Annotated in this window: 20 protein-coding genes, 1 pseudogene and 1 riboswitch; of the genes and pseudogenes, 9 read left to right on the top strand and 12 right to left on the bottom strand. The window is 58.0% G+C overall.

From position 1 onward, the window contains the following. Nucleotides 1-30: 30 nt before the first annotated feature. Nucleotides 31-2,778, bottom strand: a complete 2,748-nt coding sequence (locus WJM78_RS20730; protein ID WP_339011613.1) for a collagenase — start codon at nt 2,776-2,778, stop codon at nt 31-33. A gap of 498 nt (nt 2,779-3,276) precedes the next feature. After that, nucleotides 3,277-3,609 (bottom strand): fimbrial protein, encoded by a 333-nt coding sequence (locus tag WJM78_RS20725; protein ID WP_339011610.1) that lies wholly within the window; start codon nt 3,607-3,609, stop codon nt 3,277-3,279. Between the two features lie 87 nt (nt 3,610-3,696). After that, nucleotides 3,697-3,783, bottom strand: a riboswitch (cyclic di-GMP riboswitch). A 1,110-nt stretch (nt 3,784-4,893) separates the two neighbouring features. On the opposite strand from WJM78_RS20725, the gene WJM78_RS20720 reads away from it, so the two are divergent. The 6 genes from WJM78_RS20720 (at nt 4,894) to WJM78_RS20695 (ending at nt 10,863) form a co-directional block, all read left to right on the top strand. Next, the gene (locus WJM78_RS20720; RefSeq protein ID WP_339011607.1) at nt 4,894-5,442 is read left to right on the top strand and encodes a fimbrial protein; all 549 of its coding nucleotides are present in this window, start codon (nt 4,894-4,896) and stop codon (nt 5,440-5,442) included. A 100-nt stretch (nt 5,443-5,542) separates the two neighbouring features. Beyond that, nucleotides 5,543-5,932, top strand: coding sequence for a hypothetical protein (locus WJM78_RS20715; protein WP_339015958.1), 390 nt, complete (start codon nt 5,543-5,545; stop codon nt 5,930-5,932). 67 nt (nt 5,933-5,999) lie between these two features. Continuing rightward, a complete protein-coding gene (locus tag WJM78_RS20710; RefSeq protein WP_339011604.1) occupies nt 6,000-8,531 on the top strand; it encodes a fimbria/pilus outer membrane usher protein in 2,532 nt (843 codons plus the stop codon). Between the two features lie 10 nt (nt 8,532-8,541). Beyond that, on the top strand, nt 8,542-9,273 hold the full coding sequence (locus tag WJM78_RS20705; RefSeq protein WP_042038642.1) for a fimbrial biogenesis chaperone: 732 nt from the start codon (nt 8,542-8,544) through the stop codon (nt 9,271-9,273). Between the two features lie 4 nt (nt 9,274-9,277). Then, on the top strand, nt 9,278-10,303 hold the full coding sequence (locus WJM78_RS20700) for a fimbrial protein (protein ID WP_339011599.1): 1,026 nt from the start codon (nt 9,278-9,280) through the stop codon (nt 10,301-10,303). An 11-nt stretch (nt 10,304-10,314) separates the two neighbouring features. Beyond that, nucleotides 10,315-10,863, top strand: a complete 549-nt coding sequence (locus WJM78_RS20695; RefSeq protein WP_339011597.1) for a fimbrial protein — start codon at nt 10,315-10,317, stop codon at nt 10,861-10,863. Between the two features lie 2 nt (nt 10,864-10,865). Here WJM78_RS20695 and WJM78_RS20690 read toward each other — a convergent pair whose 3' ends face one another. The 7 genes from WJM78_RS20690 to WJM78_RS20660 all read right to left on the bottom strand — a co-directional run bounded on the left by WJM78_RS20690 (nt 10,866) and on the right by WJM78_RS20660 (nt 19,612). Then, complete coding sequence (locus WJM78_RS20690; RefSeq protein WP_339011594.1) at nt 10,866-12,089, bottom strand: winged helix-turn-helix domain-containing protein; 1,224 nt, start codon at nt 12,087-12,089, stop codon at nt 10,866-10,868. A gap of 301 nt (nt 12,090-12,390) precedes the next feature. Further along, nucleotides 12,391-13,797 carry an AMP-binding protein gene (locus WJM78_RS20685; protein ID WP_339011591.1) on the bottom strand — a complete coding sequence of 469 codons (1,407 nt, stop codon included), beginning with the start codon at nt 13,795-13,797 and terminating at the stop codon, nt 12,391-12,393. A 10-nt stretch (nt 13,798-13,807) separates the two neighbouring features. Continuing rightward, nucleotides 13,808-14,737 (bottom strand): o-succinylbenzoate synthase, encoded by a 930-nt coding sequence (gene menC / locus WJM78_RS20680; RefSeq protein ID WP_339011588.1) that lies wholly within the window; start codon nt 14,735-14,737, stop codon nt 13,808-13,810. Beyond that, a complete protein-coding gene (gene menB, locus WJM78_RS20675) occupies nt 14,737-15,597 on the bottom strand; it encodes a 1,4-dihydroxy-2-naphthoyl-CoA synthase (protein ID WP_422388423.1) in 861 nt (286 codons plus the stop codon). The genes menC and menB overlap by 1 nt, the downstream gene beginning before the upstream one ends. A 162-nt stretch (nt 15,598-15,759) precedes the next feature. Further along, on the bottom strand, nt 15,760-16,533 hold the full coding sequence (gene menH, locus WJM78_RS20670) for a 2-succinyl-6-hydroxy-2,4-cyclohexadiene-1-carboxylate synthase (RefSeq protein WP_108535977.1): 774 nt from the start codon (nt 16,531-16,533) through the stop codon (nt 15,760-15,762). Further along, a complete protein-coding gene (gene menD / locus WJM78_RS20665; protein WP_339015954.1) occupies nt 16,523-18,241 on the bottom strand; it encodes a 2-succinyl-5-enolpyruvyl-6-hydroxy-3-cyclohexene-1-carboxylic-acid synthase in 1,719 nt (572 codons plus the stop codon). Before menD ends, menH begins: the two co-directional genes overlap by 11 nt. 51 nt (nt 18,242-18,292) lie before the next feature. Next, complete coding sequence (locus WJM78_RS20660; protein ID WP_339011584.1) at nt 18,293-19,612, bottom strand: isochorismate synthase; 1,320 nt, start codon at nt 19,610-19,612, stop codon at nt 18,293-18,295. A gap of 207 nt (nt 19,613-19,819) precedes the next feature. Between WJM78_RS20660 and WJM78_RS20655 the strand changes: the two genes are divergently transcribed. Both WJM78_RS20655 and WJM78_RS20650 read left to right on the top strand, forming a co-directional pair. Next, complete coding sequence (locus tag WJM78_RS20655) at nt 19,820-20,725, top strand: 1,4-dihydroxy-2-naphthoate polyprenyltransferase (protein ID WP_287147066.1); 906 nt, start codon at nt 19,820-19,822, stop codon at nt 20,723-20,725. A 106-nt stretch (nt 20,726-20,831) separates the two neighbouring features. Next, nucleotides 20,832-21,047: a DUF6500 family protein gene (locus WJM78_RS20650; RefSeq protein WP_108535980.1), complete on the top strand. Its 216-nt coding sequence runs from the start codon at nt 20,832-20,834 to the stop codon at nt 21,045-21,047. A 70-nt stretch (nt 21,048-21,117) separates the two neighbouring features. Here WJM78_RS20650 and WJM78_RS20645 read toward each other — a convergent pair whose 3' ends face one another. After that, a complete protein-coding gene (locus WJM78_RS20645; protein WP_339011578.1) occupies nt 21,118-22,563 on the bottom strand; it encodes a PepSY domain-containing protein in 1,446 nt (481 codons plus the stop codon). 362 nt (nt 22,564-22,925) lie between these two features. On the opposite strand from WJM78_RS20645, the pseudogene WJM78_RS22850 reads away from it, so the two are divergent. Continuing rightward, a pseudogene (locus WJM78_RS22850) lies at nt 22,926-23,130 on the top strand (hypothetical protein); the annotation flags it as partial. Here WJM78_RS22850 and WJM78_RS20640 read toward each other — a convergent pair. Continuing rightward, a complete protein-coding gene (locus tag WJM78_RS20640) occupies nt 23,118-23,408 on the bottom strand; it encodes a YkgJ family cysteine cluster protein (RefSeq protein ID WP_339011575.1) in 291 nt (96 codons plus the stop codon). The pseudogene WJM78_RS22850 and the gene WJM78_RS20640 overlap by 13 nt on opposite strands. 113 nt (nt 23,409-23,521) lie before the next feature. Further along, on the bottom strand, nt 23,522-24,901 hold the full coding sequence (gene dbpA, locus WJM78_RS20635) for an ATP-dependent RNA helicase DbpA (protein WP_339011572.1): 1,380 nt from the start codon (nt 24,899-24,901) through the stop codon (nt 23,522-23,524). Nucleotides 24,902-25,245 lie beyond the last annotated feature (344 nt).

Raw genomic sequence — 25,245 nt, 5'->3', positions numbered from 1 at the left:
TGGCTGCCCCTTGTCGCTAGCGTCTCATCCTCAGTGGGAGGAGTCGTTCGCCTTGCACTCGTCAGACTCCTTGTTGGCTTCCCACCAGGGCAGCAGATCGCGGCTCAGCCAGCTCTGGTAGGCTTCGCTGTCGCTCGCGATCAACTGATCCAGCTCGGCCTCGAAGGCGTTCATCGCCTGCTGCTTATCCGGGTTGCGCAGGGCTTGGGCCATGGCCAGCCAGCTGGCGCCGCGGCCGGTCTCGTTCAGGAAGCGATGCACCGTATAGGACCAGGAGTAGACCATATCGCCACCCTTGTCGTAATCCAGGTGCAGTATGTCGGCCAGGCTCGGTCGCTCGGCCGCCGGGCGATCCGAGACGTTATCCATGCCGCGGGCGAAACACTGACCGTGGGCGATGAACTCCGCCAGCCCTTCCGACCACCAGGTGGTGCGGTTGAGAGGGTAGTGACCGAAGCTGCCGTACTGGTTGAAACGACCATCCAGGTAGTGCACGTACTCATGGCGCAGGTTCCATACCTGGAAGGCCGGGCGCTTCCACTCCGCCTCATAGGCGAAGAAGCGGGCCTGGTTGCCGGGACGCGCCGGATCCCCTTCGATGTAGATACCGCCGTTGTCGGTGGATACGCCACCAAACAGGGCGCCGCCGTAGCGCTTCCAGTCGGCGGAGGAGTTGAAGATCACCAGCTCCAGCACCTCGTTGTTGTCATCACTCACCGGCTGCCAGCCTGTTTCCATCTGCTGATGGAACTGCCGCTCCTCGGCGCCCAGCTCGCGGCAGATGCCGTTGGCCTGATCCTGGCTCAGTTCCTGGGCCCGCAGGCGCAGGGTCGGCGAGCAGGTGTGCTCGAACGGCAGCACGTTTTCCACTCGGATCGGGGTGCAGAGTCCGGCAAAGTCACCGCTGATACAGGCCTCGCTGGTGCGATCCGTGTAGGTCAGATAGTAGGTGGAGAGGGTCAGTGACATGTCTTCCAGCAGGGCCGGACTCTGTTGACCGCCGGGGATCAGGTCATGATGACGGATGAGAGCGATGACGGAGTCATCCAGCAGCTTGCGATAGCCTTCGCTCTCGTCGGGACGGGTATAACGGGCGACCCGGTAGAGGCGGGTATAGGCATCCAGCACGTTGCTGAGCAGGAAGAGATCCGGACCATCCCGTTCTTGCCACAGCGACAGCTCGCTCATGCCAAGGGCGTGCAGCTGTTTGCGCAGCTCGGCATCCTGCTGGCGGAAATCGGCGGCGAAGGCATCGCTGTAGTTGCTGGCGAAGTCGAGGAAGTTCAGCAGATCGAACAGACCGGTTGCCCAGGCGTGCTGACCATTGATCTCGCGGGCATGCTGGGTGCTGTAGGCCAGCATCTGGTTGAACTGGCCGAGCAGGGTACCAAACCGGCTCTGCACCGCCGGGCTCTTGAACTGGCCATGCAGGGCGATACTCCAGGCGCCCATGACGGCTCCCACCTCATCGCTGATCTGCTTCGGATAGAGCCGTGGATGGGCGCCGAGCGCGGTCAGCGCCTTGGCCAGTGCCTCGGCTGCGGCCGGGCCGTCTTCCTTGTGCTTGCCGTAGTTGTGATAGTTGTGGGCGCGCACATATTCGAGCAGCAGCTTCATGGCCGGATGGGCGGGCTGATTGGCCGCCAGCAGGCTCTGGATGCCGCGCGACACGGCTAGCAGCTTGGTGTCATCGTGGCCATAGTTTTCCTGCCAGACGGGAGCGGGCTGGCCGCTGGCATCCTGCACTATCTTGGCGGCGTCGGCATCCAGCAGGTCCGTGCCCGGTTGTTCCGGCTCGGAGCAGGCGCGGCCATCGGCGCGGCGGCAGTCGATCTGCTCCTCCTTGCTGGCCAGCACTATGGGGCGATTGAGCACCCGGCTCTCTTGCCACTCTTCAGTTTCCGGCAGTGTCTGCCATTCGCTGCTACCGACCGGGTATTGATAGCCGGAGTCTTTCAGTACCACCTGCACCTTGCTACCGGCGGGCAGGGTCTGGCGACAAACCCGGTAGCTGATGGTCTTGTCCCCTTCCTGGCGGGTCTGGGGTTCATCACACTCCTGCTGGGTTTTGGCCTGATCCAGTTGCCAGTTGTACTGGCGCCAGACGTGGAGCTCTTTCACCTGGCGGGCGGCCTGACTACCGGCCACAGGTTGCAGGCGGAAGAAGATCTGCTCGAGGCGGCCATTCCGCTCGTTGGGGGACTCTTCCAGTACATTCAGTTGCTGCCAGTTTTGCGGCTGATATTGCCAAACCTGTTCGTTACAGCGGCCCTGGGCATTGAGCTTGCAGCGATCCAGCTCCTGCTCGCTGTGACTCAGGATGATGCGCTCGGCCAACGACAGACGATCCTGACGCGGAGCGGTCGGGGTGCCCGTCAGGGGTTCCCAGCGGCCTTGTTTCATGCCGTAGCCAAAGTCATAGCTGCTGGCCGGGATGGCCTTGCCTACCGGCACTACCTGCTCGCAGAGGAGGTAGCGGATCTGCCAACCCTGCTCGATTTTGAGCTGCGGTTTGCCGCACTGCTGCTCTGCCAGCGCGGTCAGATTGGCACCGCTCCAGTCGAAGCGGCGATAGACCCGCAGTTGCTGATAGGGGGCATCGTCATTACGGGCGCTGAGCTCGTAGTTGACTTCGGTGATCCGATCGCTCAGTTGGCGGCTCGATTCACTGTCCAGCCGGTATGCTTGCCAGTCGGTGGGGGAGTAATTGGCCAGCGCCGAAGTGGCGAGCAGGCCCGGTGCTGCCAGAAGCAGCAACCTTGTACCCAGATAGTTCATTTTTATCCCTTTAGATGAGAGTCTGCGTTGTTATCGCGGGCAATGTACTAAGTTCCAAAAGGCTATCAACTCACCAATCAGGCGATATAAATCATTTATTTAGCTTGGTTCATAACAAAACAAGCCCCATTGGGGGCTGCAGTGATAGCAAGGACTCATCTGCCATCTGGGGGGGGGCTAAGCATCCAGCCTGTTAAGGCCAGGTGTCAGGTATCGCCGGTACGGCGTGAGCCATGGCTCCTGCGCCCGGATAGAGAGCAGGTTGGTGCATGCGATTAGAGGGGGAGGTATAGAAAAGGTACAAAAAGGAGGGCCCCCTGGTACAGGGGACAATAACAGTATGCGAGGTCAGGACGCGGGAGCTCGCTGCTGACAAGAGCACAACAAGGCAGCTGAGGACCCCAGTCCTTCTGTCTACAGCCCTTGGTCAGCAGGTCATGGACAAACTGGTGCACTTGCCCGGGAATGCAAGCGATCTGGCGCTGCGACTTCGTGCTGTTAGAGGTAGCTCACAGTCACTATGGCCATCTTGGCGCTGCCCTCTGACAATTTGTAATTCAGGGTGCTGTTGAGAGTGTTGAGGCTGCCAGCTTGCTGCAGGCTGGCCAAATCCAGGGTCTGGCGCTGAATGCCTGAATAGCAGGTCACGCTGTTGTCCGAAAAATCACACGGCGTTTCGTAGATGGTCCCGGTGAAGGTCACGCTGCCATCGTGAGCTGAGGCTGTGCCGGGCAGCAGTGCGGCGCCAAGCAGCAAGGCGGTGGCGGCAGAGGAGGCGTAACTGAGAATGCTTTTGCGGATGGAACCGGTAGAGGCGTTGGAAGTGTTCATTTTATGTCCTTTTCGTTACATGTGTTGTACGAAAAGGGCAACGCAATCAAAGAGAATGGCATACAGCTTATGACATCACTCTTCTCAGATGGCAGCTCCGCTGTCTTAGGTATTGAAACCCTTAGACCGGTGGCTTTGCGTCCCGACCTTTCGACCGGTTTGCCCTTTACTCTATGTGTAGATGATAACACCCTACTTTGAGAAATCAATCAGCATAAAAACATGAGATATGGGTCACAGATAGCAGAAATCATGAGTGTCCAGATGAGAGAGATATATTGGTGACCTACTGAGGAAATAGAGTGGTTGAATATCAATATGAACATTATAAAACAGTGCGACAGTGAAAATATGCTCGTCTATTGCATTATCTGGCTTTAATAGTGAGGTTGTTCATCCGTAGCACATAACTGATATATTTATTTTTCTTATACACAATATGCTTTTATTATGATTACCTGATTACCTGATTACCTGATTACCTGATTACCTGATTACCTGATTACCTGATTACCTGATTACCTGATTACCTGATTACCTGATTACCTGATTACCTGATTACCTGATTACCTGATTACCTGATTACCTGATTACCTGATTACCTGATTACCTGATTACCTGATTACCTGATTACCTGATTACCTGATTACCTGATTACCTGATTACCTGATTACCTGATTACCTGATTACCTGATTACCTGATTACCTGATTACCTGATTACCTGATTACCTGGCAAAGAGGAGAGAGGCTGCCAGCTTGGTTATGGTGTTTATTTTTAGTGAGCTATGTTGGTTTTTTGTTAATTTGATTTTTAATGTGAGGTTGCTGTAAAAATGGCCATGTTGATCGCGCAGCGTATAAAGTAGTTAATTGTTTTTCATTATTTGTAAATGTCACTTTTGTTTGCAAGTTGATGATTTTCAAGTGTTTATTTTGGGATTTATAAAAATCAAAATGTATTTGATGTGCATCAAATGTGTCGTTAATTTGACCGCCAAGCAAAGTTGAATACAGTTGAATTCAGTTTTCTGTACGGATGACATGGATGTGTGTCGTCTTGCAGATGAGAGGTGGCGGGAACTGCCTATAAATATTGAAAATAGCTTTTTCCTTTGCTTGTTTAACATGCCCGGATAATTGTACTGGTGACCATTTCTCATTAATGAGGCATAGGTCTGCTGACAGTTGCTGAGCAATGATATGGCGGTATCATCGAACATCATGACTCCAGCTTGATCTAGATGATGCCGCATAACAACACACGTTAATGTAGGTATATACGAATGAACGCTAATAAAATTCTGGTTGCTATGGGTGTTGGTTCCATGCTGCTGTGCGGCTCTGCTATTGCTGCCGGCACTACTGGGTCAGGTAAAGTCACCTTTAACGGTGAAATCATCAATGCACCTTGCTCCGTAGACAGTGATTCTGTTGACCAAACTGTATATTTGGGCCAGATCAGCACCAAACAGCTGGCCAAAGGTGGTGAGTCCAATGAAGAGAATGGGAAGTTCAGTATCAAGCTGCTGAACTGCGAACTCAGTGAGACTGACGATGCCATTAAAGTGACCTTCAGCGGTGCCAAAGATCCTGTCGACCCCAGCCTGCTGGTGATCGGTGGTCAGGCTGCTGGTGCCGGTATCAAGATGATCGCTCCGGGTGGTGCTACCGTTGTTTTGGGCCAGCCTACCGCTGCCTACGCACTGTCACCTGGTGACAACGAGCTGCCCTTCACCGCCGTGCTGAAAGGTTATGCCGTACATGATGCTAAAAACCCGCTGAGAGCTGGCGACTTCACTGCAGTGACCAACTTTACTCTCTCCTACGAGTAATAGTCTGCCTTAACGTGTGACAAGGGTTGTGGTGGTGAAAACCACCACAACCTCACTCCACTTTCTCTCTTCACATCGGACCTTGATCATGAAGATCTCAATGATGGTGCCAGTGGTGCTGCAGGTGGTGATGATGGCAGGCTCTGCTTGTGCAAATGAGCAGACGGACGGTCTGGCTGAATCAGGTTGCACCCTGGATGAATTGCACAGCATTCCCTTGCAGCAGGCACGTCACGGCACGCTGAAATTCAGTGGTTGCCAGACAGGTGGATCTGTGAGGGGGGCATTGTCTCTTATCTCCATGTCGGTGCATGGGGCCATAAGTGACGATCTGGGTATTGTCAGCAATGGACAATATCACAAGGTATCGGGTGCGCGTTTTATTGTCTCGGATATTGTCAATGGTGATATGGAATTCAATGTCAGTCTGAATGGCAGCCAGATAGTATATCCAAATAATATGGCACTGTTCGAACTTAGTTATATGTAAGCAAGCCGATTGCTTAGTGTAGATACCTCATTATGTGAGACCGTTATGATATCCCTAGAGTGAAATTATGAGCGTTGCAACATCAAACTCTGTTAGGAAATTTTATCTAAAAAAAGCTTTTATGCTATGCGTACCATGCCTGTTGGTAATGGGTAATAACGCATTGGCAGAAACGGAGTTTAATATTGATGCGCTTGATGTGGATGAGCGAACCAAGATAGATCTTTCCCAGTTTGCGGATGCCGGTTATATCATGCCTGGCGATTACTATCTTGAAATTGAGGTCAACAAGAACAAGTTGCCACTCCAGAAAATCCCTTTTTATGAAGTGGAAGATGGCAAGGGAAAAGGCGGCGTCGCCTGTTTGCCACTGGATATTGTGCCCAGAATGGCACTGACGGATGAGGCCATCGCCAAGATAGATAACTGGCATCAGGGCCAGTGTGCCAACCTGCTGGCGCTTGATGGGGTGGTTATTTCCAACGATATCGGTAATGGGCTGCTCAGAATTGCAGTCCCGCAGGCATGGATGAAATACAGTGATCCCAACTGGATTCCGCCCGAGCAGTGGGACGTGGGTATTACCGGTCTGATGCTGGATTACAATATCAACGCCCAGGTCAATGAAGGGAGCGACTATGCCAATAACAATATCAGCAGTTACGGTACCCTGGGGGCAAACTATGGCGCCTGGCGCCTGCGCGGCGACTATCAGGCAAGTTCCTATTGGGGTGATGATGAGCGGTCGTCAGCCGAGCTGAACCGCATTTATGCCTATCGTCCGCTATCGCACATGGCCGCCAAGTTGACGGTCGGCGAACAACAGCTCAACTCCCAGCTTATCGATGGATTTCGCTATACAGGCGTGAATCTGGCCAATGATGAACGCATGTTGCCCCCGAGCTTGCAAGGGTATGCCCCCGAGGTGAGCGGCATTGCCAAGACCAACGCCAAGGTCACTGTTTCCCAGTCTGGCCGCGTCATTTATGAGACCAACGTGCCTGCCGGCCCATTTCGCCTCCGGGGGTTGGACAGTTCGGTGCGCGGCAGGCTCGAGGTGCGGGTAGCGGAGCAGGATGGCAGTGTCCACTCCTTTCAGGTGGATACCGCGACAGTGCCCTATCTGACTCGTCCCGGATATGTCAGGTATAACCTCTCGGTCGGGGCACCCTCCGAGCGGAGGAATTCGACCCATGATGTCCACGGTCCGGGTTTCGTGACAGGGGATTTCTCATGGGGGGTGGCGAACTCCTGGTCGCTTTATGGTGGCAGCATGGTCGCTGGCGAATATAACTCCATGGGGCTGGGGATTGGTCGAGACCTGTATGCGTTTGGCGCAGTCTCTGCTGACCTGACCCAATCCATTGCAAAATTGCCGAGCTTGTCCACCAAGAGTGGCCAGTCATTTCGGTTGAACTATGCCAAGCAGTTCGATGAATACAACAGCGCCATCAGCTTTGCGGGTTATCGTTTTTCCCAGCATGACTTCATGACCATGTCGCAGTTCCTGAATAACAAGGACCGACTGGAAAGGAATGAGTCAGCCGCCAGTGACGATTACAAAACCTGGGGAGACAAAGAGCTATATACCATCACTGCCAACAAGACATTCTGGGCCGATGATGCGGCCAAGGCATTGACTGTGTATCTGGATTACACCCATAGAACCTATTGGGATCATGAGGCGGAAAATCGTTACGGTCTGTCAATAAACAAGAGTGTGAATATTGGCACTTTCAAAAATGTCTCTCTCTATTTGTCTGCCTACAAGACCAAGACTGAGAATTATGAGGATGACAAGAGCGTCATGCTGTCGGTCAACATGCCGATTGGGGACAGGAAGAGCGGGGGATACAGCGTGCAGTCTTCCAATGGCAAGGTCACCCACCTGGCAACTTATCAGGATTACAGCCGGCCGGATGATACCTATCAGCTGGGGGCTGGGGTGCAAAGCAACGGTCATGCCGTCGCTCGTGGCTACTACAGCCACAACAGCGATATAGGTACCGTCAGCCTGAACGCCTACAGCGTACAGAGTGAGTACACCTCGCTGGGGGCAAGCATGCGGGGTGGCCTGACAGCGACCGAACATGGGGCCGCCTTGCACCAGGCAAGCCGACGCGGTGGCACCCGCATGATGGTGGATACCGACAAGGTGCCTGACGTCTCTTTCAACAATGGCCGTGCTGTCACCAACCGGTTTGGGGTCGCAGTGATCAGCGACATGAGCGACTATCGCAAGAGCGATACCCGGATAGACGTGGATCAGCTGAGCGATGACATAGATGCCATGAATGCGATCAAGCAAGGTACGCTGACCGAAGGTGCAATTGGTTATAATGCCTTTGAAATTGCTCAGGGTTTCAAGCTGTTGGCGAGTGTAACATTGCCTGATGGCGCCAACCCTCCTTTTGGGGCAACCGTCGTCAAAGAGTCCGGGCGAGTCATTTCAGTGGTGGATGAGGATGGCCTCATCTACTTGACGGGGGTCAAGCCGGATGAATCCTTTGATGTGTCCTGGGGTGGTGCTCGTCAGTGCAAGATAGTGGCGCCGCACGAAGTAACCGATCTGTCGATGAAGACTCTCACTTGCAAGTAATGGGATACCGATGAAAAAGCTGCTCTCTTTTACCTGTCTGGCCGTGCTGGGCATGACGTCAATCAATGCCAGTGCCGCCATAGTGCTGGATCGTACCCGTGCCGTGTATCCTGGTGGTGCCAAATCCATCAGTCTCAATATCAAGAACGAGAGCCAGAAGTTGCCTTATCTGGCGCAGGCCTGGATGGAAGATGCCCAGGGGCAGAAGATCTCTTCGCCTTTCGTGGTGTTGCCACCGGTACAAAGGGTCGATGCCAATCAGAAGTCGATCGTCCGGATTGCCAGCGTGCCTGCCATCGATGCGCTGCCCAAGGATCGTGAATCTATCTATTACTTCAACCTGCGCGAGATCCCGCCCAAGAGCGAGAAGAGCAACGTGATGCAGATTGCGGTGCAGTCCAAGATCAAGCTGTTCTACCGCCCCGAGGCCATCATCCCGGAGCGTGGTGCCGTCTGGCAGGATCAGGTGACGATCACCAAGCAGGGCACGACCCTGAAGGTCAACAACCCGACCCCTTACTACATCACCTATGTCGGTCTGGCTCATCCGAAGGGCAAGGAAAAAACCGCCATCAAGGGCTTCTCGGCGTTTATGGTGTCACCCAAGTCGGAGATGAGTGCCACGATTCCCGAAGCCTTGCCGGATCAGTTCATTATCAGCTACGTCAATGACTACGGCGGATATATGGATATCACTTACCAGTGCTCGGCCAACGTCTGCCGCGCCGTGAAGAGCGAGTAAGCCAATGCGCTATTCCCTGTTGATGGCCGGTTTGCTGTTGAGTTGCAAAGCCCTGGCCAACGGTTATGTGGTGCCTGACTCGATCCATGACTACAAAATCGAGCTTGGTAATGCTGATATTCAGAATCAGTTAGGTTATGTGACCAATGCCTTTACCTGGGATCTGGGTAGCACGTATACCGGCACCGTGACCTGCCCGGTGCAATCCATTCCCAACTCAGCGGTTCACTACAAGGCGGTCATGAGCAGTGGCTTGCCTCCGGCCGGCAATGGATTCGTCAAGCTCAACGATTTTCTCGATATGAAGGTGGAGATCTGGATAGCCGGTAATCGCAAACAGTATGTGGTGGCTCCCTTCGATAACCAGAGCAACAACTACGTCAACAAAAGCTGTACTAAGGGAGGCTTGACCCGGATCGACAATTTTGGGAGCGGCAGCAAGGGCAAGGTGACCTTCCGGGTGCGCAAACCCATCATCAACGGGGTGCAGATCTCCGATCGCCAAGTGGTTGAGATGTTTGGTCGCTTGGGGTTCACGGTAGGTGATTTCAACAACGTACCCATGTCACGGATCACCATTTCTTCGGCGATTCTTTACGTACCCGAGAAGTGTGTCATCAATGGCGGGCAGACCATAGAGGTGGAGTTTGGTGATTTACCAAGCACCGGGCTGGATGGCAATAACTTTGAAAAGACGGTTCCCTTGACGTTTCGATGTGAAGGCGGGGTATTTGAAGGCCCTGCGCTCAAAATCAACCTGGGTATCTCCGGACGACCGACATCCTTTAGCCAGGAGTATCTGAGGACCACCAAGGAGGGTTATCAGAGTGCCACGATCATCCCCAATCTGGGGATCAAGTTCAAGCAGCTGAATGGCGATCCACTCAAGTTGAACGAGTTCTATCCCGTTACCATGCAAGGGAATATTGGTGACTGGGGGTTTATTGCCGCGCCGATAGCATCTGGTAGTGAGGAGGTGGCCGCCGGTGACTTTTACGCCACCGCCACCATAGTCGCCGAATTCCAGTGAGGTATAGCGATATGTTGCGCAGAGTATGGTTTGGACTACTGATGACACCAGTGCTGGCTGTGACGGCAGCGCCCGGCGCCAATGATTTGGAGTTACTTGGCAATACGATGCGGCTCCATGGCCGGATTATTGCCCAACCCTGCATCATCTCTCCCGAATCGGCCGATCAGTCGGTCGACCTGGGCGTGGTTGACGTCAGGGAGCTCTACTCGGCAGGTGCCGGGGAGAAGGTGAAATTTTTTATCCGTCTCACCAACTGCAAACCCGGTATTTTCCGCATGGCCAAGGTGACCTTCAGTGGTGCTGCAGACCCGCAGATGAGCGGTGCCCTGGCGTTTTCTGCCGGTTCAGCCAAGGGGGCCGGGATCAGGCTCTATAATGCCGCTCAGACCAAGCTGGATTTGGGCACTGCTTCTAGCGGCTATGCATTGGGTGATTCAACGGAAAATGAACTGCTGTTTTACGCTCGGGTTGAGGGCCACCCGAAGGCGATCGCCGACAAGAATATCACGCCTGGGGATTATACCGCGGTGGCTAACTTCATTGTCTCCTATGAATAACCTCAAAGCTCATTACGCTGGATGACATTTAAATTCCCTCTGCTGGGCCAAGAGATAACCCCCCCCATATAGCTGGAAAGATATATCCCGCCTGGCAGCTGAATAAATAGCAACTTCTGTTTGGGTGGGGTCAGGGCAGCCACCAGGGTGGCGACCATGCCATTGCTGGTCAACGCTTTCTGGTCGATAAAGTTGACGATGGTATTCTTTATTTCGATTGCAACATCACCCTGATCCCGCTCTATATTGCCAACGGAATCCAGATTGAACAGGGTTTGCCCCAGATGATCGGTTGCTATCACAGTGGCCACCACAATTTCTCTGTTCATGGCCACTATGATTTTGCTTTTTCTGGCGATTTCGACCCAGTTATCAGGCGCTTGGCAATTGCTGTGATATCTGACAGTGGTATTCGGATAGTGATAGTAGTTGTGGGAAACGTTTTCGCCCTGCAATGCCATGGTATTAATGACGCACTGCAGCTCCTCCGCGACGGAATGGCCGGCTCTCAGTAGGAAGACATTAGCTAACAACTCTTTATTTTTATTATCAATAGAGAAGTAGCTGATAGCTTCCTTTCCGATGAGAATGGAAACACGTTCCTCTTCATTACGCTGCACTTTTTTAACAAGCGGTGCCAGCATATCAATCTTCAATTTTAATGCATTCTCAGTCTCGCTGGTCGTAGAGAGAGAAACGTGGCCGAGATTAATCGTTCTAAGGGTATTTTTATTGCTGTAATGATAAATAAGCGCTGCCAGCGAGCAGGCCACCACAATCAGCAGTGCGAACAGCATAATGCGCTTTGGGCTGAAATAGCGATCGGATTTTCTGCGGGAGTATTGTCGTCTGGCCCGCGGCGCGTCCCCTGACGTTTCTGCCCTTGCCTCCGTATTCTCAGCTTCCCCGGTGACCTCAATGGGTGCACAGAAGATATAACCTACCCTGGGGATGGTATCAATTGAATCCAGCAAGCCAAATGATTCCAGTTTTCTCCTCAGGGAGAGGATCTGTCTATTAAGGTTGGTGTCAGTATTGTCCTGATTTGGCCACAAGGCTTCCTGCAGTATGTTTCTGGGAATGACACTGCCAGCCTCCTCACACAGCATGTCGAGGAGCTCGGCCTCTTTGTTACTGAGCTTGATGTCTTTTTCGTTCTTTGAGAGCCTGAAGGTTGCAGCGGAGAAATAGATATCCTCTGAGATTTTATAAATTTTGTTACTCATGTGTGACTCACCTTACTGCCAAGGCGTGCATTTTACCACCATGTCGCAGTTGTTCAAATAACGCCAAATTAACAATTTCTTTTACTATCAATCAATTATGTCCCCATCGAAGTGCTGGGCGAGTGACATGGTACTACAGTCGATTAACTTGGTTCAAAAAATGCCCAAAAAGATGACCATTTATGTCATCGTTCTCACTCAGGATGAAGGCAGGGGATAATGTTGGCCTTGAGCGGGTTTTCTCTTCAATGAAGGAGTGAATCGACGGCCCCAACTGTATCGGAAACTGTCGTATGACGCCTTATTGTTTGAAGATAGATGGCTGATACGGTTTTCGTTGTGGCTTGAGAGCCCCGCCCATGTCGGGCCAGGGTTGCCAGAGGTCCGGCACCATAAAGCCGGGCAGGGTTGCGCGGATCCAGGCTGCTAGCTCCGGATAGGGCACAGGCTCGCCGTGCCAGTCGATGAAGGCGGCGGGGCGTTGCCCCCACTCGTCGTTCGGCATGGGCACCACCAGTGCCTGCGCCACGGCGGGATGATCCACCAGCCGCTGCTCTATGGTTTCGGGCTGTATGTTCTCACCCCCCGAGATAAACAGGTTGTCGATCCGCCCCTCTACCACCAGCTCGCCACCGGCGCTGAAATGCCCCTTGTCGCGGGTGTGAAACCAGCCAGCCTCGTCAAGTGGCCGCTCCAGCACGCCCTCCTGGAAATAGCCGGCAAACAGGGTGTCGCCACGCACGCAGATCTCATCTTGCTGAATGCAGACTTCCCGCCCCGGCAGCGGTTTGCCAACCACGCCAGCGGCGGTCGGCTGGCCGGTGCAGACCTGGCTGCCCATCTCGGAGAGACCATAACTCGACTTGGGGGTGAACCCCATGGCCGCGAGGCGAGCAACCAGCGGCTGCGGGATGGCGGCACCCCCGAGCAACAGCTCGCGCAAGCGGGTACGAGCGGGGTCAAAGCCCTCTGCCAGCAGGCGCCAGAGCTGGGTCGGCACCAGTGAGAGATGGGTGATGGGCAAGTGTTCGAGGCGCGTCTTGAGGGGCTGGCTGCGATCGTCCAGTACCAGGCTGGCGCCCGCCAGAAAAACCCGGAACAGGATGGCATAGCCACCGATGTGAAACAGCGGCAGGGAGAGCAGCCAGCCACACTTCTCATCCAGCGGGATCAGGGAGGCTGAGCCTCGCGCCGAGGCCAGGTGATTGGCGAGGCGATGCACCACGGCTTTAGGTGTACCGCTGGAGCCCGAGGTGAGGATCATATTGTTGAGCCGGGCGGGATCCAGCGGCCAGGGCTGATCGGCTGCCGCCAGTTCAGTGTTGAAATCCAGCCGCAGTGGGCACCAACTTCCAGCCGGAATGTCGTCGGCCGACCAGAAGGCGGCCACAGCCAGCTGCTGCGCCAGTTCGGCTTGTCTGGCCGCTGGAAAGGCGGGGTTGAGCGGGCAGAAGACGATGCCGCTACGCACGCAGGCCCATGCCAGCAAGACGTCCGGCAGGGCGCCGCGTACCACGGCAGCCAGCCGGTCGCCGGCTTTCAAGCCAGCGAGCTTCAGCTGCAGGCACAGGCTGTTGATCCGTGCATCCAGCTGCTGATAGCTGAGGGGGCTGTCTGTGTGGATGGCAATGTGCTGGGGTGATGCATGTGCCCAGTGACGCACCGGGCAGGGCTCCAGGGGGGCGTGATGGTCAGGTGTCGGCAGCATGAAGGCCTTTTCAGTCACGGTGAAACAGGGGCTCCAGCAGGCCAGGATCGGGTTTACCTTGCTGGTCCAGCAGATCGCTTGCCAGCCAGCGTTTGGTGTCCAGGCCCGGCGCCTGCTCCGGCGCCCACTCACCTGCGAGACGGGCGAGCTGGCCGAGGCCGACCCCGGACTCGAAGCAGGAGGAGACGACCACTTTCAGGCGCAGCTCGCGGGCGCGGGCCACCAGTGCCTCGCTGTTGGCCAGCGAGCCGAGCAGCATGGGCTTGAGCACCAAGGCTCTCAGCTGCGGGATCGGCTCCCAGGATTTACCCTGTGCCAGCAGTTCGTCGATGGCCACCGGCATGCCGGTTCGGCTCGCCACGAAGGCGATGTCGTCAAAGTTGGCGCAGGGATCTTCCAGATACTCGGTCCGGTTTGGATCCAGGTGACCGCAAAAGGCCCAGGCTTCCTCGCGGGTCCAGCCCTGGTTGGCATCCAGCACCAGCTTGAGGGTGGGGATGCGATCGCACAGCAGGCGGATCAGCGCCAGCTCGTCGCGCATGGGATAACGGGCCACCTTCAGTTTTGCCTTGCTGGGTGTCTGGTGCAGCCAGTTCTTCCAGTGTTTGAGCAGCTCCTGGGGGGAGCCTTGAATGAGGGGATAAGGCTCGGGCAGTGCCGCTGTCTGTTCCGGCCAAACCCGCCGTGCACAGTCCAGACCAAATTGCACCGAGGGCAGCAGGGGCGCGATGGGCAGCCCCTGAGCCAGCTGCTCCAGACAGCCGAGGGCCTCGGCTTGCGCCTCGGCCAGGGTCTCTCTGGAGAAGCCGGGCAGGGGGGCAATTTCCCCCCAGCCGTCGTTGATGCGCACCAACAGCCCCTCTCGCGCCACCTCCACCTTGCCGTGAAAGGTCAGTGGCTGGGTAAAAGGCAGTAGATAGCGATACAGGGCAAGTGTCATCAGGGGTTCCGCTTGTATTTGGAGAAGTCGGGACGGCGTTTCTCGTTGAACGCGTTGCGCCCTTCCTGACCCTCTTCGGTCATGTAGAACAGCATGGTGGCATTGCCCGCCAGCTCCTGCAAGCCCGCCTGGCCATCACAGTCGGCATTGAGGGCCGCTTTCAGGCAGCGCAGCGCCATCGGGCTGTTCTGCAGCATCTCGCGGCACCAGCGCACGGTTTCGCGCTCCAGTTCGGCCAACGGCACGACTGTGTTGACCAGACCCATGTCGAGGGCTTGGCTAGCGTTGTACATGCGGCACAGGAACCAGATCTCGCGGGCCTTCTTCTGGCCGACGATACGGGCCATGTAGGAGGCACCCCAGCCGCCGTCGAAGGAGCCGACTTTCGGACCTGTCTGGCCGAACTGGGCGTTGTCGGCGGCGATGGTCAGGTCGCACATCATGTGCAGTACGTGGCCACCCCCGACCGCATAACCGGCCACCATGGCGACCACGGGTTTCGGGCAGGTGCGGATATCGCGCTGGAAGTCGAGCACATTGAGGTGATGGGTGCCCTCGTCATCCTGGTATCCACCGTAGTCGCCCCGGATCTTCTGGTCGCCACCGGCGCAGAATGCCTTCTCGCCGAAGCCGGTGAGTATGATGGTGCCGATATGATCGTCATAACGGGCATCGGCCAGCGCCTGCAGCATCTCTTTCACGGTGCGGGGGCGGAAGGCGTTGCGCACCTGAGGGCGATTGATGGTGATTTTGGCAATGCCATCGCCGGACTTGTGATAGAGGATGTCCTCATAACCGGCGGAGCAATCACGCCACTCGACAGGTGCGTACAGTTCCGCTTCCGTCATTGCCTCAATCATGTTGTTTTCCTTCTGGTCTGGTCGTACTCAGATTGAGCAATCGCGTCATCTGAACGGGGGCATACAGTTCAGCTTTCGTCATTGCTTCCATCATGTGCACGCTCTTTTTCTTGTTGGTGATAAGCCCGCAATGCCGGCTCAGGTAAATTGTGTTGTGCCGTGTTATGGCGTACTCGCAATCCAGTCGCGCAGGCACGAGGCAAATCGATCGGGCTGGCTGGCGTGCAGATTGTGGCCGCCATCCAGTGTCAAGTGATGGATATTGCAGCCCTGCTTCACCAACTGGCAAGCCAGCTGATGGAATTTGTGATCCCGGCTGCCGGAGAGCCAGCTCACCGGCAGCCGGGCACCGACCAGCGGTTTTGCTCTTAGCCAGGCGGCGAGATCCGGCTGCTGGCCCAGCGAGGTGGCGCGCAGCATGGCCGCGATAGCGTGACCCTCGTTGCCCAAACGTCTGGCGATCTGGCGGGCGCGGGCCGCTTCGTCGAGATCGGCGAAGACCCCTTGTCGATACCAGTCGGCCAGCACGGCGGCCAGCGGTTCGCGCTCGAAGCGCCGGGCCCAGCACTCGTCGTGTTCGATGCGAGCGGCCCGCTCGGCCAGCGGCAGGCCGGGATGGCAATTTTCCAGCAGCAGGGCCTGCAATCCGGCAGGGGCTCGACTGGCGTGATAGAGGGCGAGCCGCCCACCCAGCGAATAACCGGCCAGTCGGTACTGCGCGATGCCGAGAGCCTTTAGTGCATCGCAGAGCCACTGATGGGTCTGCTCGAAGCCGGTCACGCTCAGCCCCCGGTTGTTGCCGTGACCCGGCAGATCCAGCGCGTGGCAATCTACTCCAGGCAAGGCTTCTATCACTGGCTGCCAGTCGCGGCCATCGCCGAGCAGACCGTGCAGCAGTACCAGAGGCAGTTCCTGGCTGTTCGGGTTAGAGGCCACGAATAGCCGCCCCCAGTGCTTTCAGATCTTCGGCCACCTCGCTGCTCGGTACCTTGATTTCAATCAGAGTTACTTTCTTTTCCAACGGCGGGTTTTTCAGCGCTGCGCCGTAGGCCTGCTCGAATTCAGCCAGCGTGGTCGGCGCCCGATAGTGGAGGCCGAACATGGCGGCGGCCTGCTCGAAGTGCAGGCCGTGGGGCAGGCAGTAGTAGGTCTCCAGCAGCCGATCGCCGGTGGGCACCGGCAACATGCGAAAGATGCTGCCGCCGTCGTTGTTGAGCAGGATCACCACCAGCGGTCGGCTCGATTTGCCGAGCAGAGCCAGGCTGTTGAGATCGTGCAGGGCGCTGAGATCCCCAATCAACAGGGTCGTCGGCTGGTCGCTCGACTGGGCGAAACCATAGGCGCTGGCGATGAGGCCATCGATGCCGGAGGCACCGCGGTTGGTCATCACCCTGCTCGGTCCCTTGCCCGCTTCGCCGAGCATGTCCATCAGCCGGGCTGGCATGCTGTTGCCAACGAATAGCTGACCTTGAATGAGGGAGCCCAGCCGATGGCAGACACCGAGCTCGGAGAAGCGATCGCAAGCGCTGCGGATCTGGCGGGTGGCACTCTGCTGGCGCTCCGCCAGCCGGTGCCAGGGCAGGTGGCGGGTGCTCACCTTGTGGGTCGCGGCGAAGGCGGCGGGCTCGCACACCAGGCGGCGGCGCAGCCGGTAATCGGGATCGAGCCGCGCCGGCTGCGGCTCCACCAGCCAGTAATCCTGCCAGGGGTGCTGCTTGATGAACTGGCCGAGCCGTTTGGAGATGAGGCGGGCACCGAATTGCAGCAACACTTCGGCGCGGGCCAGCTCGGCCACGAAGCCGCTGTTTTGCAGGGCGAGATCCATGTGAATGAGGTTGCGGGCATCGAAGCGGATCTGGCTCTGCAGATCCGCCAGCAGCGGCCAGCCGAGGCGCTCGGCCAGCTCGGCCACCACTTGCGCCTGGGCGGGATCCTGAATACGGCCCGCGACTATGACGCCGCGTTTGCCCTGCAAGGCCGCCCAATCGGGCTGGCGGGGACAGATCTGCTCGTTCTGCTGCCAGGGGCTCCAGGGCTCGCCTGAATGCAGCCAGTCACCGAGCGGTACCAGATAGTCGGAAAAATCCAGGTACTCATCGCCGGGATAGAGCGGCTCGGGGTACATGCAGTTGAAGTGCACCGGCCCCGGCGTCAGCGTCTGCTGGGCCAGGGCTTGATCCACCGAGCTCAGCACGAAGGCTGCGGGTATGGTCGGGGTGGGGCTCGGCAGGTTCTGCTGATAGACGGGGTAGCGACCGAAGATCCCCTGCTGATCGATCGCTTGGTTGGCGCCGTTGTCGATAAGCTCGGGTGGCCGATCGGCCGAAAGAATGATGAGCGGCACGCCCGTGAGCTGTGCCTCGGCCACCGCTGGCCAGAGGTTGGCGACCGCCGTGCCCGAGGTCATGATCACCGCCACCGGTCGGCCGCTGCCCTTGGCCAGCCCCAGCGCCATAAACCCCAAGCCGCGCTCGTCAAAGTGGAGGTGGCGACGAAAACCGGGGTGGGCGGCGGCCGCCATGGTGAGCGGCGCCGAACGTGAGCCGGAGGCCAGCGCTATGTCCCGCACGCCGAGGCGATGAAGCTCTTCCAGCAAGAGGGAAGACCAGACGTGATTGAAGGTGGCATGTTGACTGGCAAACACGGGGCTCGCAAACATGGGGCTCTCGCTGAATGAGGGGTCGATGGGAAAACGCTATCCCAGCAGGGAGAGCACGTTGGCGATCTTGTTGTCGAGTTCGGCCCACTCGGCGGCGGGCTCGGATCCCGCCACTATGCCTGCCCCGGCGAACAGGGTGATGGTCTGCGCCGTGACGCGGGCACTGCGGATGGCGACGGAGAACTCGGAGGTTTCCCGGCTCAGCATGCCGCAGGCACCGGCATACCAGCCGCGATCATGGGGTTCGAACTCGCGGATGAAGGCCAGTGCGGCTTCGCGCGGGGCGCCGCCCACGGCGGGGGTGGGGTGCAGGGCATCCAGCAGTTGCCAGTCACACACCCCGGGCTTGAGTTCGGCCTCTATGTCGCACTTGAGGTGCTGTAGCAGCCGCAGTTTCAGAATGCGCGGCTCGGTCAGGCTGGCGCTCGTGGTGAGCGGTGCCAGCCGGCTGAGGATGTCAGCATGCACCAGCCGGTTTTCCAGCTGATTCTTGCTGTCGGTCAGCAGTTCGGCGGCCAGGGCCGCATCGGTCGCCTCGTCGCCGGATCGGCGAATAGTACCTGCCAGCGCCTCGGTGAAGAGGTGGTCTTGCTCCCGGCGGTAGAGTCGCTCGGGGGAGCAGGAGATGAAGCTCTGCTCGGGGGAGAACTGAAAGCCGAAGTGGAAGCACTCCTGGGCGTGCTGCGCCCACTGTGCCAGCAGTGACCAGGGGCAGAGTTGCTCGTCGTGTAGCTGGCGGGAGAGCAGGCTCTCCCGCGACAGCACCACCTTGGGGGTGTGCGCCTGAAAGTCGGGCGCCGTCACCCGCTCGACCAGCGTCTGCCACTGGGCGGGGCCGGGGCAATCCTGGCGCAGCCAGGGCTGTTTTTGCAGGGCAGGTAGCGGGGTTTCCGGGTGCAGGGCATCGAGGGCCGCTTCGGCCGCCTGCAGCTCGGCATCGAGATTGCCGTCGGTCAGCCAGAGATTGAGGCAGAGACTGACGCACTCGCCACGGCGTACCAGCTCGATACGGGGCAGCACGAAACGGCAGGGGCCAAATCCTTGCCAGCCGGATTGGGCCGGATCGAACGCCAGTCCGCCGTAGTAGCGTGGGCTGTCGTCGTGGGGCTGGTTGGCGTGCTCGCAGACCTGCTGTATGTCTTGCGGCCGGGTCAGTTCGCGAATGCTGCCCAGCGCCACGTATTCGGGCTTGTCGTGCCCTCTGGCATGCCAATAGATACGGGGATAGAGGGTCTGCGCCGCGAGCCAGCCCAGGAAGGAGCGGATCTCGACAGCCACGCGCAGCCGCACGAAGCCGCTGGCGTTGCTGTGACGCAGGGCGTCCAGTTGTTGCTTGATATGGGTCTGAGCCAACATGGATTTCGTCTATGAGCCGATAGTGACGGTCAATCCTGCAGAAGGATGCCGTTGGTTTATGCCAAAGGAGCGATTATTCCTATATATTATCTGCCCATTCGTCCATGTAAATCGCCCGGGGAGCTGACTCCCGAGGGGCCAAGTATACCGAAATCCGGTTCGATAACCCTTAACACGATCAATATCTGATTGTTTGGCCATCACAATATGACAAATACCTTCTCTATCTGGTTGCTGGCGGCGCGTTTGCGAACACTGCCGCTCGCCTGCTCTTCCATCCTGCTGGGATCCGGGCTCGCGGCCAGCCGTGGCGCCTTCGATGGCACCATCATGGCGCTCTCCCTGCTGACCGCCATCCTGTTGCAGATCCTCTCCAACCTGGCCAACGATTACGGGGATGCTGTCTCCGGTGCCGACAATGGTGAACGGATCGGTCCCCAGCGCGCCGTGGTCTCTGGTCTTATTACCCAAAAGCAGATGCGCATGGCCATGGCGCTGACCGCGCTGGCGGCGGTGGCGAGCGGTCTGCTGTTGTTGGGTTGTGCCTTCGGTGGCCAGTGGCTGCAGATCCTGGCGTTTGTGGTATTGGGCGGCGCAGCCATAGTGGCGGCCATCACCTACACGGTGGGCAAGACCCCTTATGGCTATCGTGGTTTCGGCGATATTTCGGTGTTTCTGTTCTTCGGTTTGTTGGGGGTGCTCGGCTCCTACTACCTCTTCACCAAGAGCCTGGAGTGGGATCTGTTGCTGCCTGCCACCGCCTGTGGCCTGTTGGCCACCGCCGTGCTCAATATCAACAATGTGCGCGACATCGAGACCGATGCCGCCAGCGGCAAGATCACCCTGGCGGTACGCCTTGGCCGTAACCGTGCCATCGCCTATCACTGGGTGCTGCTGGGGGCGGCGCTGCTGGCGACCATTGCCTTTATCCTGACCCAGCCCGCCAGCGTCTGGCCCTGGATCTTCCTGCCCGCCATGAAGCCGCTCACCGACGCCGCCAAGACCCTGCGTACGAGTGTCGATGGCGAGGTGCTGACCGGTGCGCTCAAGAAGACCGCCATCAGTGCCTTCCTGTTCAGCCTGCTGCTCTCCATCGGGCTTGCACTCTCCTGATGATCTGCCGGCTGGTAGCTATGTGAAGCGGGCTCCCTGGATGGGAGCCCTTTTTGTGTGTCGACGAAGCGTGTTGGCACTGAATCTGTCAGACAGGAACCCAGTCATGCGTGAATCACTCAAACGGAAAATCATTCAGGTCTGCCAGCAGAAAATTGCGCAGAAGGGGGACGCGGTGGGCGTCTCCTTCTATGCGTTTTTTGCCAACCGCAATGACGATCCCGAGCTGCTGATGGAGGCAGCGACCTGGTGGATCCAGACCCACGGACTCGACCATTTCGAGAAGGCCAGCAAGATCCTCCTGCTGGTCGAGCAGGAGTGAAAGCCGGTTGCAATGAAACACAGAGGGCTCCCGAACGGGAGCCCTCTGTGTTGGTCGATGATGCTATCGACTAGCTGGCGCGCGCCACCTTGAGGGTTCGGCGGGAGAAGAGCAGGGTATCCAGCAGCCAGATAACGACCATGGAGGCGCCCACCAACGGGAAGCAGATACCGAGCAGCACCAGCACGGCGATGGCGCCGCGCATGGGGGGCAGTTTGGCCGGCAGCGGCGGGGCCGCGAGACGGCCCTGCGGGCGGCGGCTCCACCAGATCCAGAGGCCACTCACTGCGCTCAACAATACCATCAGGCAGATGAGCAGCATGGCGAGTTGATGGGGCCAGCCGTAGAGCTTGCCGGTGTGCAGCATGACGCCGGTTTCCACCGTCTTGGCGACCAGGCTGTAATCCTGCCAGCGCACGTCGGCCAGTACCTTGCCGCTGTACTTATCTATGTGCAGGGTGGCATCGTTGCGCGGATCATCGGCGAACAGGGCTATGGTGTAGACGCCGCTCTTGCCGGCCGGCGGCGTGATGCTGTAACCCGGGGTGACCTGGCGCTCGTTGGCAAGCTCCACCACCTGTTGCAGCGAGATGCGGTGCTCGGCCATCACCATCCCCTCGTGTTCCCCGCCATGGTTCATGGCGCTGTGATCGTGCCCTGCCGAACTCGGCGGCATGGCCGTGTCAGTCATCGCCATGGAGGCCATCTCATCGGGCTGTGTCGAGCTCGGCATGGGGGTGTTCTCCATCGCCCAGGGCACAGTTTGGTCGTGGGCCTGGTTCAGGCTGCGGGCAAGCGGCGTGGATGCGGGAACCTGGTTCCACATGGCGGCGGGGAAGCGGTTCCAGACGTTGGTGAACTGATCCCCCCAGAAACCGGTCCAGGTCATGCCGCTTAGCAGCAACAGCAGCAGGAAGCCCGCGCCCCAGAAGCCGACCACGGCGTGCAGATCGCGCCACCAGAGGCGTCCACGCTGGTTCAGTCGTGGCCAGAGGATGCCGCCTACGCCGGGCCCCTTGCGTGGCCACCACAGATAGAGGCCGCTGATGAGCAGTACTATGCCCCAACCGGCGGCCAGCTCGATCACTCTATCCCCGGTGGTGCCGAGCAGCAGCTCGGCGTGCAGGGCACGGGCCACCGCCTGCAGATTCCATTGGTTGTCCCGGGCGCCGAGCAGGGCGCTGCTGGCGGGATCGAGGAACAGGGTCAGCTCGCGGCCCCCCTGGCGGACGATGAACTGGGCGCTGGCATCCGGGCTGACCGGTGGCAGGTACTTGCTCAGGCTGGCGTCCGGCATGGCGGTCCGTGCCTCGGCCCACAGCGCATCGGCGCTCAGGGTCTGGCTGGCAGGCGTCACCTTCATCAGCTCGGGATACATGAGATTGTCGAGCTGGGGCTTGAACAGGTACACAATGCCGCTGAGGGAGAGCAGGATCAGGAAGGGGGCGACGAAGAGGCCGGCGTAGAAGTGCCAGCGCCAGATCCGCTGGTAATGACTCGAGTCCCGGTTTTTCATCTCTGATCCTTGCGTTAATGACCAACGTTTCTGTTGGTGGAATGTTCATGGCGGCGCGGATAATAGCAGCAACGTTTTGTTAACTGCAACAGAACATGATGGGAGGGGCGGCCGATCCATATTGCTTGGTTATCTGTGCCCGCCATGGGCTGTCGGGCGCTAGCACAAGGGCTTGGTCATCGGGGGGGGGCATGGAATGTTGATAGATAAATCCTTACCTTGTTGCAACATGTCAACGTTCTGGTGCAGTGGGAAAGGATCCAGGGAAGGAGACTGGCGTGAAGGTGCAACCACACGGCCATGTTGAGATACAGCGGCGCTGACAGGTGTTGATCTGTCCGCCGAGCGGCCCCTTCAACCTGATGGGGGCCATGGGCTATGAGACTGCCTTCAGCCAGCAGAGAGCTAAATTGTGCGATGCGCCCATGGGAATTGCCGAGGTGGCGACCGAGTGTGAGACTGCAGGGCGCCGAGGTGCTTACCCGGTTTTGTCGTCAGCTCGGCTGGTGCGCCGCCAATGGCGGGAGCGTCAAGCAATACCTGGCCGATCAGGCTCACTCCAGCTTGATAAACCATTTGTCCCGCTCATCGATGCAGTCGGGCTCACCCATCTCGAACTCGCGGCAGATCAGCGGTCGCACTTCATAGATACGGCACATCATGGTATTGCGGTCCAGCGCCGCACACCAGCCATCTTCTAGCCGGTGCATCACGGGCACCTGTCCCTCTACCTCGTCCACGTAGCGATCTGGCACGCCGGTATCGGTAAACAGCATGACTTCGAGGCGGCAGCAGCAGGCTTCGCAGTTCTGGCAGCTGACGTCGGCTTGGGGTTCTCTGTTCATCTGTGTTGTCCATGCCATGGGAAGGGCACATGTTCGATAAAAAACAGGCGCCTGCAAAGGCGCCCGTGCTGTGGTTCGTGACGCGTCGGGCAGGGTGCTGCCCGGCATCCTCCTTAACCCAGTTTGCGGGCGCGGTAGGTGCGCCCCTTGATCTTGCCTTCCTGCAACCGCTTGAGGGCGGCACTTGCCACGCTACGCTTCACCGCTACGTAGGAGTACTGCTCGGAGATCTGGATCTTGCCAACATCGGCCCCGGCAATACCGCCTTCGCCGGTCAGGGCGCCCAGGATGTCACCGGCCCGCACTTTGGTCTTGCGGCCCGCATCGATGGAGAGGGTCACCATCTGCGGCGCGATCGGCTTGATCTCGCGGCCTATCTCGGCCAGATCTCCCTGCGGCATCGGGGCCTGCTGGTACTCTTCGATGAAGTTGACGCGCTGGGCTTCGTTCGGCTGATACAGGCTCAGGGCCAGACCCTGCTGGCCGGCGCGGCCAGTACGACCGATGCGGTGCACGTGCACCTCGGGATCATAGGTCAGCTCGAAGTTGATGACGGCGCCCAGCTCCTTGATGTCCAGACCACGGGCGGCCACGTCGGTGGCGACCAGTATGGTGGCGCTGCCGTTGGCAAAACGCACCAGCACCTGATCCCGCTCGCGTTGCTCCAGGTCGCCGTTCAGCGCCAGCGCCGAGAAGCCCTTGGCGGCCAGGTGATCGGCCACGTCGTTACAGGCGCGCTTGGTGTTGCAGAACACCACGCAGGAGCTTGGCTGATAGTGGCTCAGCAGCCAGGTCAGGGCGTCGAGGCGCTGACCGGCAGGCACTGCGTAGAGCTTCTGTTCGATGGCGCTCCCCTCGTGCAGGGATTCCACGCTCACCTCGACCGGATTGCGCTGCACGCCACGGCTCATCTGGGCGATCCCCTCCGGGTAGGTGGCGGAGAAGAGCAGAGTCTGGCGCTGCTGGGGTGCATGGCTGATGACCCGGTTTATCTCTTCGCCAAAGCCCATGTCCAGCATGCGATCCGCTTCATCCAGCACCAGCGTCTTGAGGCCGGAGAGCTCCAGCGTACCCTGCTCCAGATGTTTGAGAATGCGACCTGGGGTGCCGACGGCGATGTGGGCACCGAAACCCAGCGTGGCGGATTGCGGCGCGGTCGGGGTGCCGCCACACAGGGTCACCAGTTTGACGTTGGGCAGGGCGCGCGCCAGACGACGGATCTCCTGGGCCACCTGATCTGCCAGTTCGCGGGTTGGGCAGAGCACCAGCGCCTGCACCTCGAGCCGGTTGACGTTGAGGCTGGAGAGCAGGCCCAGGGCGAAGGCGGCTGTTTTGCCGCTACCGGTCTTGGCCTTGGCGATCAGATCTTTGCCATCAAGCACCAGGGGCAGGCTCTGGGCCTGAATCGGGGTCATCTGCAGATAACCCAGACTGGTGAGGTTTTCGAGCAGGGCGGGGGAGAGGTTGAGGCTGCTAAATTCGCTGTTGTTCACAAAAGGACTCTATTTCGGAGAAAACGGGGATGCGCTAACGCTAAGGCCGCGCATTGTACCAGAATGCGGCCTCGGGTGTGGCGGATTTTTGAACGCCTGAGCAAAGGCATGTGGTGAGGCGTGTGAAGGAAAAAGCGGAGCTTTTCCTGTTTGTGTGCGAGGAACAGCATACAAAACAGCGTCAAAAATAGCGCGATGAAGCTGACCCCGTTCATCGAAAATAAGATAAACGTTTTTCAATCTGGTTTGATTAAATATTTTTCTATCAAATTTAACCTGACCGCTACGATGGGGAGGTGAACGCTTTGAGTGGATGTTTAAATTAGGTGGTTCACCAGTTTTAA

This window comes from Aeromonas popoffii, assembly GCF_037818705.1.
In the GTDB taxonomy this organism is placed as follows: Bacteria; Pseudomonadota; Gammaproteobacteria; order Enterobacterales; family Aeromonadaceae; genus Aeromonas; species Aeromonas popoffii.
This window is presented reverse-complemented; position numbering and strand designations above follow the sequence as displayed.

Excerpts from the sequence above, each read along its gene's own strand:
- WJM78_RS20730 (WP_339011613.1), bottom strand. The coding sequence starts at position 2,778 with ATGAACTATCTGGGTACAAGGTTGCTGCTTCTGGCAGCACCGGGCCTG.
- WJM78_RS20725 (WP_339011610.1), bottom strand. The coding sequence starts at position 3,609 with ATGAACACTTCCAACGCCTCTACCGGTTCCATCCGCAAAAGCATTCTC.
- WJM78_RS20720 (WP_339011607.1), top strand. The coding sequence starts at position 4,894 with ATGAACGCTAATAAAATTCTGGTTGCTATGGGTGTTGGTTCCATGCTG.
- WJM78_RS20715 (WP_339015958.1), top strand. The coding sequence starts at position 5,543 with ATGATGGTGCCAGTGGTGCTGCAGGTGGTGATGATGGCAGGCTCTGCT.
- WJM78_RS20710 (WP_339011604.1), top strand. The coding sequence starts at position 6,000 with ATGAGCGTTGCAACATCAAACTCTGTTAGGAAATTTTATCTAAAAAAA.
- WJM78_RS20705 (WP_042038642.1), top strand. The coding sequence starts at position 8,542 with ATGAAAAAGCTGCTCTCTTTTACCTGTCTGGCCGTGCTGGGCATGACG.
- WJM78_RS20700 (WP_339011599.1), top strand. The coding sequence starts at position 9,278 with ATGCGCTATTCCCTGTTGATGGCCGGTTTGCTGTTGAGTTGCAAAGCC.
- WJM78_RS20695 (WP_339011597.1), top strand. The coding sequence starts at position 10,315 with ATGTTGCGCAGAGTATGGTTTGGACTACTGATGACACCAGTGCTGGCT.
- WJM78_RS20690 (WP_339011594.1), bottom strand. The coding sequence starts at position 12,089 with ATGAGTAACAAAATTTATAAAATCTCAGAGGATATCTATTTCTCCGCT.
- WJM78_RS20685 (WP_339011591.1), bottom strand. The coding sequence starts at position 13,797 with ATGCTGCCGACACCTGACCATCACGCCCCCCTGGAGCCCTGCCCGGTG.
- menC (WP_339011588.1), bottom strand. The coding sequence starts at position 14,737 with ATGACACTTGCCCTGTATCGCTATCTACTGCCTTTTACCCAGCCACTG.
- menB (WP_422388423.1), bottom strand. The coding sequence starts at position 15,597 with ATGATTGAGGCAATGACGGAAGCGGAACTGTACGCACCTGTCGAGTGG.
- WJM78_RS20660 (WP_339011584.1), bottom strand. The coding sequence starts at position 19,612 with ATGTTGGCTCAGACCCATATCAAGCAACAACTGGACGCCCTGCGTCAC.
- WJM78_RS20655 (WP_287147066.1), top strand. The coding sequence starts at position 19,820 with ATGACAAATACCTTCTCTATCTGGTTGCTGGCGGCGCGTTTGCGAACA.
- WJM78_RS20650 (WP_108535980.1), top strand. The coding sequence starts at position 20,832 with ATGCGTGAATCACTCAAACGGAAAATCATTCAGGTCTGCCAGCAGAAA.
- WJM78_RS20645 (WP_339011578.1), bottom strand. The coding sequence starts at position 22,563 with ATGAAAAACCGGGACTCGAGTCATTACCAGCGGATCTGGCGCTGGCAC.
- WJM78_RS20640 (WP_339011575.1), bottom strand. The coding sequence starts at position 23,408 with ATGAACAGAGAACCCCAAGCCGACGTCAGCTGCCAGAACTGCGAAGCC.